3 protein-coding genes are annotated in these 14983 nt (G+C 45.8%); all 3 read right to left on the bottom strand.

What is annotated here, in order from left to right:
* Positions 1-3 precede the first annotated feature (3 nt).
* Positions 4-1149 (bottom strand): putative sulfate/molybdate transporter, encoded by a 1146-nt coding sequence (locus L865_RS0107955; RefSeq protein WP_028772739.1) that lies wholly within the window; start codon positions 1147-1149, stop codon positions 4-6.
* Between the two features lie 252 nt (positions 1150-1401).
* On the bottom strand, positions 1402-14136 hold the full coding sequence (locus L865_RS25465) for a VCBS domain-containing protein (RefSeq protein ID WP_281171111.1): 12735 nt from the start codon (positions 14134-14136) through the stop codon (positions 1402-1404).
* 6 nt (positions 14137-14142) lie between these two features.
* The coding region (locus L865_RS25460; RefSeq protein WP_037470813.1) for a VCBS domain-containing protein at positions 14143-14983 on the bottom strand (841 nt) is incomplete at its 5' end.

Below are 14983 nucleotides of genomic sequence, written 5' to 3'. Positions count from 1 at the left end.
CTTTTAAGACTTAAGATCCGATACCGTCAGCCATTGGCGACGACCCATCTCTAGCACGACGCCTACCGCTAATCCTGCTGCTGTATTGATTAGCAAGCACACTGCGGCAGTTGAAAAAATCACAAAAATACAGAATGGTCTGCCATCAATAAAACGGCGCGACCACGCTAATTGCGTGCCAGCAATGGTGAGTAAGCTACCAAGTACCGCCAACGGAATAAGCGCGAGTAAGCTTGCCATTCCGTCTCCCCATGCAAGCGCGATGATAATGCAGCTGCTGCCAAAAATGGCTGGCGCAATCCAAGTGCGAGCACCAAAGTGATGCTGCACCGCTAAGCCTCCTGCGCCATGACACATTGCGGTTGCCCCAAATGGTGCCAGCAATAAATTAGCCCAACCTGATGTTTTTGCCAGCTGTTTTGGCGCCAGTCTGTCACCATCTTCGGGGAACTTTTCTTTAGCCATGGCCGAGGTGGCTATTACGGCGTTAGTTAAGGTTAAAGCAAGCTGTGGCAATACTAACAGGCCGGCTGCTGTGGTCCATTCATCGATGGTTGGCCAAGCTAACTGCCATTGGGACTGCACTACAGGGGTAAAGCTATCTGCGCTGCCAGTGTAGTACTGCCACAACATGGCGCCAATTAACACTGCGGGCATGGCGAGATAACGTAACGGTAAGAAACGGCTAAAGAAGATAACGGCTAGGGCAATTAGGCCGATAGACCAAGTATTGCTCATCATCAGGCCGCCCATCCAGATGAGCTGCAAACCAATAGCAAGTTGAATACCAATACTGACGGCTGGAGAAAGCTGCTTCGCCATCCAAGTAATGGCACCAGAGTACGCCAACACCAGCAAAATTATTCCCATTAAAATACCACTGGCTTGCAACATGCCGGGTGTTAACCCTTGGGCGATGACCAAGGCGGCAATCACTTTCATGGGCTGTACGGGAATTGGGCGGCGATAATACATCGCGATAAACAATGCGAATAAGCCAAACCCCATAAAAATACCTTGGGGCGAAAACTGGTTTAATGCAATTAAACTCAGCACTAAAGGCAGGAAGGTGCCGAGATCAGCAAATGCGCCACTGAACTCACCACTTAAACGGTCACAACGGTTTAAAAAAGAATACTTACATGTCATATAACTTGCCGTGGAAAAAGATCACTTTAGTGAAAGCAAGATAAATGCCAGTTTCAATACCCCAGTAAAAACAAGGGTATTACAGTGTTATGGCACCATTAACTCATCTTATAGTGAGACAAGTTGACGCACTTATGGATTGGGGTGGGACAAGGCGACTAATATTGATAATCGCTAATAAGCGATTATCAATATTAGGTTAATCAGTGGGGTGCTGCCGATAGCAGGTTAGCCATCGGCCAGCCGTTACGACTAGATTTGATTGTGCATGTCATTGAGCGCTTGATGCAGCAAGTCATCATCGTTGGCGTAGTGATCTGGCTGATCCATTTGTGGATCATTGTCCATTAGATGCTCACTCGCTTGATGATGGGGGTCGTCATCCAACGGGTTTTCAAATCCATCTGATTGAGTCACATCTAGCATATCCGCATCAGCACCTGATTGGACTAAATGGGTCAACTCGGTTTTCGGTTCTGTTGGTGAATTAGTGGGTGTAAGCGTATCCTCTGTCGGGGTGATTCCGAGCATTTGGAAGTAATGATCGACAGGTGAGCTAGGCTCAATGGCGGCGCTTACCTCATCAATAACAACGTTGGTTTGGCTTTGCTCGGCAGGATCGTCAGCTGCAGAAGCTTGTGCAACAGCCGCGATAGTCGGGAGCACATCGACACCAAGCGCCTGACTGCTGGTTGCCGTTGAGCTGCCATCGTGGGCTGTGGCAACAACTTGAATATCAAAATGACCACTAAAGTCTGTTTCAGGTACCAGTTTCAGGTTGGTTAACTCACTTTGTTGTAGGGTCCATACGCCATTATGTTCCGTGCCGGCAGATAAGCTTGCACCTGAGGGAAGGCCACTTATCTCTACAGTAAGCGTTTCACTGCTATCTGGGCTGGCCACATTGATGTTTAGTGCAAGCTCGGTATTTTGATTACCTTGAATTGCAAAACTATCCAATGGTGCCGATAAGTCTCCGACATGTTTAGTGAATATCATGGTGGGCGTGTCAGCATCAGGTGACACATGGACAGCCATACTATTATCGACTGATGCGTGGCCATCAGAAACTTTGTAAGTCAGTCTTAATTCACCACTAAAGTTAACTCCAGGGTTAATTATCCAGTGATCGCCTTGGGGTTTGATGCTGCCGCCACCTTCAAGCTGTAATTGACTAATTGAATAACTATCAAGACTATCGACGTCTTTTACGTTAGCCAGTAAGTCAGCTTTGTTCAGTGTCAGCAGATGATCTTCAACAACAGTACCCGAAAGCGCGTGGCCAATAACGGGCATGTCATTGGTGCCAATGATCACTAACTTCATGGCTTGATCAACACTGTGGCCAAGGGAGTCGGTTGCTGTCACCATGACTGTTTCTTCAAGTCGCTCACCCTGAGCCAAGGCCTGCACACGAGCCGAATCGTTGTGGGCCTGATATTGCCAACTGCCATCGCTATTTAAGGTTAGGTCACCATATTGCGGACGTGTTCCGGCTTGCAATGCCCATGTGACACCGCTCGCGACTTTGACATCACTCACTAATAAATCGAGTAAACCGTGCGAGCGTGTGACTTTATCTTCAGTGACTACAGACTCCGAAGCGCCGAAAATTTGCGGACCGGTTTTACCGTCACCAATATGCACGGTCAGATGTTCTTCCCGGCTCTCACCGCTGCTATCGGTTACTTTAAGGGTGACTGTTTCGGAGTGAATCTTACCTGCGGCCACTTCTTGATCAAGCTTGTCACGCTCAGGACCACTGTGGCTGAAGGTAAAATCCCAACGTCCATCGGCATCGATATTAAAATGACCGATGCCTTGTACATCAATTTTATTACTGTTGCCTGGCGTAAAATCTAATAGATGGTGCCCACCCTGACTATCAATGTATTCAATATTGAGTTTATCACCAGCATCGATGTCATCAATATTGATATAGCCAAAGGAATGGGTGTTGGTCATTGAGCCCGTCGTAATTGAACGAGATATTTCAAAAGTGCCCGTTAATAGGGGGGCATCGTTGGTGCCATGAATACCAATATTAACCACGGCATGTTTGGTGTCGCCATGGTTATTGGTATAACTGATGAAAAAGTTATCTGCATGGGTATCTGTTTGCCCCATTTGCTGAATAGCGGCTGCGTTATTGTCCAATGTGTATTGGTAACTACCATCGACATTCATTTGTAAAGTGCCGTAGTTGCCTTGTAATACGCCTGTAGTGGTAACAGTTTCACTCGCGCCTACAGCAAATAAAGTCCCTGTGGCTGTGGTTTTACTGTCCTCTTCTACTGCCTGAGTTTGTACCAGAGTGCTTAAATCGGCAGATACCACTAGCTGGCGTCGAACTTGAGCTGTGTCGCCAGTTGCGGTCGCGATAACCTCTGCATGGACTTGATAGGCACTGTCGCTAATATTGGCAACTTGATTTGCCGGAATGACCAATTGCCAATGGTTATTGTTAACGTTGGCGCTATAGTGTGTACCTGCGACAATCACATCAACCGAATTGCCATCAGCCACATGGGTTGTGGCACCTGTAATAGTTAAATCCTGCTGATGGTCATGATGATTTACCCAATCGTCATTGGAGATAGGGTCGATAGACAGCGTTGGTTTAGCAGTATCTATAGTGATTTTATGATGGGCTTGGGCATAGCTGCCATCAGCTTTTACTTCAAATACGGTCAGCGTATAGGTACCATCGGCGCGATCTGTTGCGCTGACATCCAATTTCCAATGACCATTTGCATCGACAATTGCTTTAGGGCCACTGAGAATCCCACTTCCCATGATCGTGCTACTGGGCTCGCCAGTTCCGTATAAGATTATGTGGCCGTCGCTAGTAACAAAGTCACTGTCACTGACCCCAGTATCTCGCTCTAATCGGGTGATCGCCAGAGGCGGTGTGACATCAATTATTGCGTTGGCATCAATCGTGTTATGACCATCACTGACTTTGAAACTAATGGCTAAATCGTTACCAACAAAGCCTGGATTTGCTGTAAAGCTATAGCTACCGTCAGGATTGGTTACCACAGTTCCATGGGGAGAGAGCAGTGAGCCCGCCACAATCGATAGCCCTGCTGCACTGGTATCGACATCGGTAACATTAGCAAGCAAATCTGTTGCTTGGAAGTCGTGGGTGCGACCAGATTCAACCTTGCCTAAATCGGTGGTGACGGTTGTTGGGGCAGTGTCGCTGCCGATGAGTGTTACACTCAATTGTTGCTCTGTTCCATCAAGAGTTTTTACGGTAACAATATCGGTGGCGTTATGGTTTTGAGTCAAGGTTTCTGCCAGCTTACTTGGGGTGAATTCCCAACTTCCGTCAGCTTTTATCGTAAATTGACCATGAGCACTTGGTATAACTTCTGCTATAAAATACGCTTGTGATGAATCTGTATCGGTAATAGTTAGCTGACCCGATACAGTTGAGACTTCATCTGTGGTTAGTTGTTCATCCCCGGTAATAACAGCATCAGGAACCGGGGAGTTAACATCTAATATTATTGGCAGTTTTGCACTATCGGTTGTACTTATACCATCAGGTCCGGTCGTGGTTGCGACTAACTGCATTAGCATGTTCTGATCGCCATGAGCAGGTAATGTTGCTGTCACTTTATCTAAATCCCAACCGGTAACATCCGCATGTTGCACCGCTGAGCCAATCGTTAAACTATGATGACCATCGCTAAGAATCGTGCCTTTCGCAAGTCCCAATATCTCTATCTTGCTGAGAACATCGTCATGATCTATAGGAGCCGCTACTGACAGGTGCATATGTAATACATCGCCTGGCGCTAAAGCCGTTGAGCCAGTATTGACCATTTCACCTGTAAACGTATGTAAGTCAGCAATATCAAGCTGATGGTGACCTGTTTGGTCTGATATAAGGCCATGACTGTCGGGTCGAATGTCGATTAATAGACCATTATTTTTACTAACAGACTCATAGACTGGGCCATGTTGAATTTGTTCTGGTGTAAGTGCTTGCGAGGCAAAACTAGTTGAGAGCAATCGTCCTGGAAATTTATCTTGTCCTGCAAAATGCCCCGGAACGTATTTACTGCCTACATTTAAAAATGGATTTGCCGCAATGTGATCACTTCCTGCAAAACCATGAACCGTAACTTTTAAAACACCGTTATCATAAAGTAGAGCGGTATCTGTTTTACCATCCCATGTCATGGTTATACGATGATCTTGACCATCATTAAAATTGACTCCAGGGTTGCCGTTATCACCACTGATATGTGAACTGGTAAACTTCAAATTACCGCCAAAGGTCCACATGCCGAAATTAACGCCATCCATATCAGGCGTGCCATCAGGTTTAACCCCATGAAACATAACAAAATCTTGATAAGTACCAATGGTGATTTTGGGATCATGGATATAAGTGAATTCAGCCGTAAAAGCGTGTAAATCACCACCCGATTCAATTTGATCGCCATGTGGCTTGATATATCCATGGTCAGATGATGAGGTTAGGCCAAATGCTGTACGTTGAACTTCTGCAGACAAGGAAGTCGTTGCTGCATCTGTAACTGAGCTCACACTTAAATGAGCCGTTTGGGCGTACTCGGTCGTTCCGTCACTGACTTTATAGTCAATTTCAGCTGGTCCATGGTAATTTGCATTCGGGGTAAAGTCATACCCTCCTGATGCATTCGCTGTTACTGTGCCATGAGTTGATGTCGGCACGCCGCTTATATGTAACGCACCATCGGCATCTGATAAGTTTGCGAGTAATTGCGCGTCTGTAAAATGTGTGGTGGTATCTTCATCCGTTGTACCTAAATCACGCATACCGCTATCGATTAATGGATCGTCAACTGAAGCGATATGTATTGATTCTCTGGCTGGTGCTGAGTCCACATGACCATCATTGACTGAATAAGCAAAGTCTACATCACCATGGAAGTTGGCGCTTGGTTCAAACTTAAGTTGACCTATGTCAGTGGCTGAAATTTGTTGATTGGTTGTAACTTCTACACCATTTAAAGTAAGTTTACCGTCTGCAATATCTGGTAAATCGGTAATAGTAATGTGATTTAGAGTATCGCCATTATCGACATCGGTAAAACCAAAATCAGCTTCGTTGAAGCTATAAGTATTATCTTCTGTACCGCTCAGTGAGTTTGGCGTTATCGTTGGTGCATCATTTCTAGAAGCAACATCAATAGTTGCCTGAGCTTCTGCTGAACTATCATGGCCATCGCTAACACTATATTTAAAGTTTACATTTCCATTAAAGTTAAGATTTGGCGTAAACACTAAATTAGGAATGTCCGCATTACTGATTTGTTGGTTAGCCGTTATAGCGTGACCATTTAAGCTTAATTCTCCCTGAGATTTAGGTGGTAGCTCCGTAATCGTTAAGTGCTCTAATGAGCCACCATCACTGTCAGTAAACCCAAAATCCGCCTTTGTAAAGTGATAGTCGGTATCTTCATAAGCTGAAATTGTGCTTGCTGTAATTGTTGGCGCTTCATTGCTACCTTGAACGTCAAAGTGCATGGTGTGAGTTGTTTGCCCACCTTCATTATCGGTAACGACTACATTGAATGTTTCGGTAACGTGTTGCCCTTCGGTTAAGGCTTGAGTTGCAGGTAAAGCATTATCAAGTTCATAATGCCAGCCGCCATTCGCCGCAATTGAAAAATGTCCATAAGTGCCCAATACATCGGTTTGTTCAGTAATGCTATGGGTATCACCGGTATCAGGATCGCTGATACTTAGCATTCCTGAAGTGCGAACATGGTCATGTCCACCGTCTTCTATAACGGTTTTAGGTGCTGCAAGTTCAGTAACGATTGGGTTATCGTCACGGCCATCAATGTTAACGACAATTTGATGCTGGGTGCCATCAAGTGAGGTAACAATTAACGCATCTTGTACATGATCAGTTTTATTTAAGGCATTGGTTGTAGCATTTGGTGTATAAGTCCAATGGCCGTCTGTATCAATCGTTAAATGGCCATACTTGCCATCAATAGGCGTAGTATCAAAATACGCTTGTGCGGCATCGGTATCGGTAATTAATAGCTGTCCTGATATCGACGTGTCTTCATCGGTTGTCTTATTATCATCGCCGCTAATTACGGCATTTGGAATCGGTTTAGTAGGATCAAGCACTAAAGGCTGGTGTGCTTCTGTGGTTGAGGTGGCGCCATCTGGTCCGGTAGTCTCCACACGGACAATAATGTCCATGTTATGATTATTGCCTCCAGGTAACTGCGCGGTAAGATGATCCAAATCCCAGCCCTGAATATTGAGAGCATCCGTCATTGATGAAACAACATGATTGTGCCCAGGAGTACCATCGGTGATGACTGTGCCTGAAATCAATCCTAGTAATTCTACCTTAGAAATATGGTCATCGGGATCAACGGGGTCGACAATATGAGGGCTAAGATTCAGTAAAGAATCACTATTAGGAATAGCGACTCCTGTATCAACTGACACAGTATGTGAGGTTAACGATCCAAAAGAGGTTAGCTGATGGTGCCCAGTCATATCAACTAACTGCCCTGAAGCTGACATTCTCATATCAATAACAAGACCATTATCTTTATCAACCGTATTCGCTAGAGGAGCATGTTGAAGAGAAGCGGGGGCTACAGGGTGATTCGTCACCATTGATGTACTAAAAATTTGACCATGAAATGCGTCATTAACACCAAACCCATGAGATTGATGTGAGCCATCCTCAAGCACAAATTTCTGACCATGAACCACATCCTGATCTTGTCCAATAGCTAGGGTGCCATGACCATTCATTGGTTGGCCTTTATGGACATTTGCATGAGTAAACTTAACGTCACCATCCACTAATACTTGCAGTACCCCTGTATTTGAATCCCATAAAATTGAATAGCGGTGAGTTGCAGTATCTTGAGTTGTATCGATGCCTGTAGCGTATTCAGTGCCATGGATCGCAATAGTTAAATTGCTTGGTTTCCAAGCATACATTTCATTATCTGATTCACTATTGGCATAACTAAAGTAGGTGGCTCCATGTGTTGAGCCCGATGTGACTTGTGGGCCGCCGATAACATTAAACTCGACCGCGACACTATTGATTTGGTCGCCGGTTTGTAACACCCCATTGTTCATTGCAGAGGCAGAACCATCTGTACCTAACTGCATCACTTGTTGTTGGGCTGTCATGCTAAGGCCGACTTGTGCTGTATCGGTGATTGGGGTTGCAGATAGTTGAGCTGTTTTAGCATATTCAGTCGAGCCATCAGTGACTTTGTAGTCAATTTCTGCAGGGCCGTGGTAATTAGGGTTTGGAGTAAAATCATATCCTCCAGAAGCATTTGCTGTGACTGCACCATGTGCCGATGTTGGTAAGCCACTTACATGCAATGGGCCATCAACATCAGATAAATGTTCCAATAATTGTGCTTCTGTAAAGTGGGTGGTGGTATCTTCATCCGTTACACCTAAGTCACGTACTCCACTATCGATTAATAGATCTTCCACTGAAGCAATATTTAAAGAGCCTGTTGCAGTCGCCGAATCTGTATGACCATCATTAACGGTATACGTAAACTGGATATCACCGTTAAAATCTTTTGCTGGGATAAATTGTAATTTACCGATGTCGCCTGCATCGATAACTTGGTTTGCGCTAACATCGTGCCCATCAAGTACAAATTTACCTTCAGTTAAACTTGGCAGATTGGTTAAGCTTATAGAATGAAGTGTGTCGCCAGAATCAACATCGCTAAAACCAAACTGGCTTGCTTGCATTTGGTAACTGACATCTTCAGTACCATTGGTTAAATGCACTTGGTTTACAGTGGGTGCATCATTAGTCCCCGTGACATTAATATGAAGATCGTAGGGTGTACCATCTTTACTATGTACTCGATATATAACAACTTCGGTTTGACCTTCAGCTAAGTGTTGAAGGTTAGCGTTGTTTACACTGTAACCCCAGCTTCCACCATTATCTATACGTAACATACCCCTGAACGGGTCGTGTATTTTTGTCTCTCCGAATTGGCTGTATCTAAACGCATTTTCACCACTGTCAGGGTCTGTAACATTCAGTGTACCTGTGGCTATCTCATTTACTGTGCCATTAGTATTGCTGCCATGAGGCCCGTCTTCAATGATGCTACCAGTATTAACTTCTGTGATAACTGCGCTATCTTGAACCGCCGCTAATGATGTCGTTGCACCCGTATGTGTGACACCACCATGTGCATCTTTAACGTCATAACTAAAATGAACTTGACCGTTGTAGTCTTTGTCTGGGGTAAAGGTAAAGGTGCCATCTTGGTTAGTGAGAATAGAGCCATGATCAGCATGCAGATTGGCAATGGTGAGTTTGCCTGCATCATTGGTATCCACGTCTATGGTATTTGCTAACAGATCAACGACAGAGATGGTCTGCGCTAGATCTTCTTTGCCACTAGCTAGCAGCACTTCTGAAGAGCAATATGGGCGGTCATTATCACCATGAATGGTAATAATAATGTCGTGAGATGTGCCATCTTTAGCGTATACAGTAATGGTATCCGTTAACGTTTGATGCTCACTTAATTTATCAATGGCAGTGCCGATTGTTGTCTTGCGATTTCCGACCCAATCAACACTCCCTACGGTAACATCGTAATGCCACGTTCCATCTGGATTTAATAGTAAGTGTCCATATTGTCCATGGTAAGAGTTATTCCAGGCACCGCCTTTAGGATCAAACTGAGACTCTCCTGTATCGGGGTCAACAATATCTAACTTGCCATCAGCTGTTAGTGCTGCTTGACCTAACTTAGCCATGCCTGGCTGAGCATAATCTGGCGACATATCTTGTCCAGCAGTTCCCTCGCTGACATCGCCAGTATCAACTCCACTAATGACGGCGGCATTATTGGTGCCGGTTACGCTAATAGAAAGGTTTTGTGTGGCGCTGGCATTATGTTCATCAGTGACGGTGACAGGAATCGTAAGTGTTTTTGTTACCCCAGAGGCTAGTGATTGATAACTTGCATGGCTAGGGTCAAAGCTGTAGCTGCCGTCGGGGTTTAATGTGAGTCCATCTACCTGTGGTGCTGAATAACGCAGTTGTGCACCAGTATCAATATCATGGCCTATCATCTGCCCATTTAGGATGGCGCCACCCTCAGTGACAGACTGTGATTGTGCACTCACTGTGGGGGTATCATTGGTGCCGTGTACACTAAGTTCGATGGTATGCTCAGTGCCGTCAGCGGTGCGGACAATCGCCGAATCTGTTTTTGTTTCGCCGGCGGCAAGGTCTTGAATGTGGCGATTGTCCAACGTATAGGTGTAGTGGCCATCTTGCATGAGTAAGATATGCCCACCGAGTTTAGTATCGTAACCAATACCTTGGAAAGTTTGCGGACCTATATTAGGGTCAAAACTGTTATCGCCTTTGTCGGGATCTTGAATGTTTAATTTACCGTCATAGTGCAGATCGTAATGGGTATCTATGTAGCCGCGATCTTCAGTAACGCCGCGTAAATTACTGTCTGTTTGAGCATCAGTGACGGTTGCCTTATCGTCTGTGCCGTTAATAGTAATGCTAAGACGGGACTCGGTTCCGTCAGCTGATTTAACCAAAATGTTTTCTGTTAGTGATTCACCGGCTTTTAACTCTTGAATAGCAGATTGTGCGTTGTCAGCTGTGTATTGCCAATGGCCTGAAGTATTTATGCTTACTGTGCCATAAGTGCCAGTGTAAGAGGCGGCAATAAATTGCGACTCCCCGTTGTCTACATCTAAAGCCGTTAATTGCCCATCGGTTTGCAGGTAGCCATGATTAACGTGTAAATCTTCCGACACTGAACCAGTTTTATCACCACTAATTGTGGCAATATCGTTTTCCCCGGCGACATAAACCTGAATTTTATGCTCGGTCCCATCAATTGAGTGAACAATAAATGTTTCTTGAAGGGTGGCACCTTTTGGGAGTTGTTGAATGGCATTTTGTTGATTATTTGCGAGATATTGCCAATGACCATCATTACTGATGACGAGCTGCCCAAATAGGCCATCTTGAGTCCCTGACGGGAAAATGTTCTGCCCGGCGTCTACATCGGTAATCGTCAGTTGCCCTGAGGTCGTTAATAATCCTGAAGTGAGTTTATCTTCGGTCACTGTCCCGGTATCAACACCTTGAATATCGGCTCTGTCATTACTGCCAAGGACTTGAATTTGTATGCCATGAGGAGTGCCGTCAGTAGATTTTACAAAAAAGGTTTCCAATCCGAGCTGGTTTTCTTGTAATGACTGAACCGCTTGCGAGCTGTTGTTGAGTTGGTAGTGCCATTCTCCTTTATCATTGACCAGCAGTTGACCATATTTTCCCTGCAGAGTTTCAGCTGTGAACTGCATGTCACCTTTATCTGGGTCGAATATATTAAGCTGCCCATTAGCCGATAATTGCGCCGTATCTTCTTTGAGCAGCGCCACGTTTTGGCCGGTAATAATTGCTGGAGAATTACTGCCTAATACGGTCGCCGTGATAACTTGAGAAGTCCCATCGACACTGGTTACAGTGAAGCTCTCATTGAGCTTTTCGCCTGCTTTTAAACTGACTATATCGGTGTTGTATCTATCGACACTGTATGTCCAAGCACCGGCTGCATCAATGGTTAAGAAACTACCATGACTGCCAGCTATCACTTGAGCTTGGAAGTGATTTTCTCCAACGTCTGTGTCGGTAACCGTTAATTGCCCGTTAGCGAGTAAGATATTAGGCGCATTGGCTGCATCGGTAATGGTAGCGCTATGATTGCCACTGATTACAGCGTTATCGTTGCTGCCCAGGATATCTACCGATAAGGTTTGTTCTGTACCGTCAGCCGTTTTTATAATGACGGAATCAGTGAGCTTTTGCCCTTGGGCGAGAGATTGAATGGCTAATTGGCTATTGTCGGCATGATAATGCCAATGACCATTTACATCGATTTGAAATTGGCCATATTGGGTTGTACTCGTTTGAGCCAAAAAATACCCTTGCCCCGAGTCTGCATCTGTAGCGGTTAGCTGGCCTTGGGTTTGTAGTAGACCATGCTGAACATCTTTGTCCTCGGTTACTGTGGCTGTTGCGCTACCGGCAATGACAGCCTTATCGTCTGTGCCATTGATTTTGATAGTCACTTGTTGCTCAGTGCCATCAATTGAGTGAACGATTAGGGTATCGGTCAGTGACTCGCCAGTTTTGAGCCCTTGAATCGTCGCTTGCGCGTTATCAGCGGTGTAGGTCCAATGACCCAAATTGTTGATAGAAAGCGTGCCGAATTGGCCTTGCAGGCTTTCCGCATTGAACTGATCTTGACCGTTATCGGCGTCGGTGATACTTAAATTGCCGTCTGCTTGAAGCAACCCTTGATGAACATCTTTATCTTCGGTGAGGTTTGCAGTTGAAGCCCCACTGATTACCGCTTTGTCGTCCGTGCCGTTAATGGTCACCGTAATTTTGTGTTCGCTACCATCCGCTGAATGAACTCGCAAAGTCTCTGTGAGTGACTCACCCGTTTTCAGGCCTTGAATCGCCGATTGCGCGTTATCAGCGGTGTAAATCCAATGGCCTAAATTGTTGATAGAAAGCGTACCGAATTGGCCTTGCAGGCTTTCGGCATTGAACTGGGCTTGGCCGTTATCGGGGTCGGTGATACTTAAATTGCCGTCTGCTCGAAGCAACCCTTGATGAACATCTTTATCTTCGGTGAGGTTTGCAGTTGAAGCCCCACTGATTACCGCTTTGTCGTCCGTGCCGTTAATGGTCACCGTAATTTTCTGCTCAGTACCATCAACAGAGTGCACTAGCAGGGTATCGGTGAGTGATTCGCCGGTTTTTAGGCCTTGAATCGCCGATTGCGTGTTGTCAGCGGTGTAGGTCCAATGGCCTAAATTGTTGATAGAAAGCGTACCGAATTGGCCTTGCAGGCTTTCGGCATTGAATTGGGCTTGGCCGTTGTCAGCATCGGTGATGTTAAGTGCGCCATCAACACGCAGTTGACCACTATGTACTTCTTTGTCTTCAGAGAGTGTGGCTGTTGAAGTACCTGAAATCACCGCCTTATCGTCAGTCCCGTTAATGGTCACCGTGATCTTTTGCTCGGTGGCATCCACCGAGTTTACCAGCAAGGTGTCGGTGAGTGACTCGCCAGTTTTGAGCCCCTGAATTTGCGGGTTTGAGTTGTTGGCGGTATAAGTCCAATTGCCTCTATTATCTATTGATAAATAACCAAATTGACCTTGCAGTGAGCTGACTTGGAACTGAGCTTGGCCGTTGTCAGCATCGGTGATGTTAAGTGCGCCATCAACACGCAGTTGACCACCATGCACGTCTTTATCTTCGGTGAGCGTAGCTGTACTGGTGCCTGCAATCACTGCTTTGTCATCTGTGCCGCAGATGGACACAATAATTTTGTGTTCGCTACCATCCGCTGAATGAACTCGCAAAGTCTCTGTGAGTGACTCACCCATTTTCAACCCTTGAATGACAGTTTGCGAATTATCGGCCTTGTAGCTCCAATGACCGGATTCGTCAATCGATAAAGCCCCAAACTGACCTTGCACTGTATTGGCAATGAAGTGAGCTTGGTTTTTATCCAGGTCAGTCACTGAAAGCGAACCTTCGGCGTGTAAGTCACCTTGACTGACGTGGTAATCTTCCTTCACGTAAGAGAAAGTATCTCCTCCTGGTGTTGGTGCCGTTAAGGTATTGGCATTGCCTGCATAGGAGATGACATTAGCGATCACCGCTTTATCATCAGTACCATTAATTGTGATGGTAACCTGTTGCTCGGTACCATCCACACTACGAACGAGTAGGGTATCAGTCAGTAACTCGCCTGTTTTTAGCTCTTGAATTGCCGTCTGGAAATTATCTGCGGTGTAGCTCCAATGGCCATTGGTATCGATACTGAGCTGGCCAAATTGTCCTTGCAGACTACTCGCGGTAAATTGGTTTTCACCAGAGTCAGGATCGACGATTGATAACTACCCTTGGGTATGTAACATGCCACGGCTATCTAAGTGCAGATCTTCAGTGATACTGGCACTGTTGACCCCTTGAATTTGAGCGACCTGATTGTGCCCGTCAATATCGATAGTGACCTGTTGGCTAACCTTTTGCCCTGAGCTATCAGTGACATTGACGATGAACTGTTCTCGCGCATTATCGCCCTGTTTAAGCGCCTGAGTATGGGCTGACTGATTGTCTAAATGATATTGCCATTCGCCAGTTTGTGGGTTGATAGTGAGTTGCCCAAATTGCCCTTGAGTGTTAGCGATTGACCAGCTTGCAGTATCATTGTGATCGACATCGGTTGCCAGCAATTGCCCTGTGACGGTATCTACGCTGCCTTGTTCACTGATTGAGGCATGATGGCTGCCGGAGATCGTCGGTAGGTCATTGCTGCCTTCCACCGTTACGGCTATTAGGCTATCGATGTGATTGCCTTGATTGTCTGTAGCGGTAATGACAAATTGCTCGGTATGGTGTTCGCCTTCGCTTAATGCGTCAGTGCTGGCTAAGGTGTTATCGAGATGATATTGCCATTGGCCGGTGGTGCTATCTAGTTGTAAATAGCCATATTGTCCCTGTATTTGCGTGGTTGACCAGGTTACGGTTTGGCTACCCTCACCGTGGGCTACTAGGGTGCCTTGAACGGTATCTGTTGAGCTATCTTCTTTAATTTGTTGAGTTTGTTGTTGACTATCAACAACAAGTGGCTTCTCATGGCTGCCAGTGCCAGTGCCAGTGCCAGTGCCAGTGCCAGTGCCAGTGCCAGTGCCAGTGCCAGTGCCAGTGCCAGTGCCAGTGCCAGTGCCAGTGCCA

It is taken from the genome of Shewanella waksmanii ATCC BAA-643 (assembly GCF_000518805.1).
GTDB classification, from domain to species: domain Bacteria; phylum Pseudomonadota; class Gammaproteobacteria; order Enterobacterales; family Shewanellaceae; genus Shewanella; species Shewanella waksmanii.
This window is presented reverse-complemented; position numbering and strand designations above follow the sequence as displayed.

Coding starts and splice junctions, on each gene's coding strand:
- L865_RS0107955 (WP_028772739.1), bottom strand. CDS start 1,149: ATGACATGTAAGTATTCTTTTTTAAACCGTTGTGACCGTTTAAGTGGT.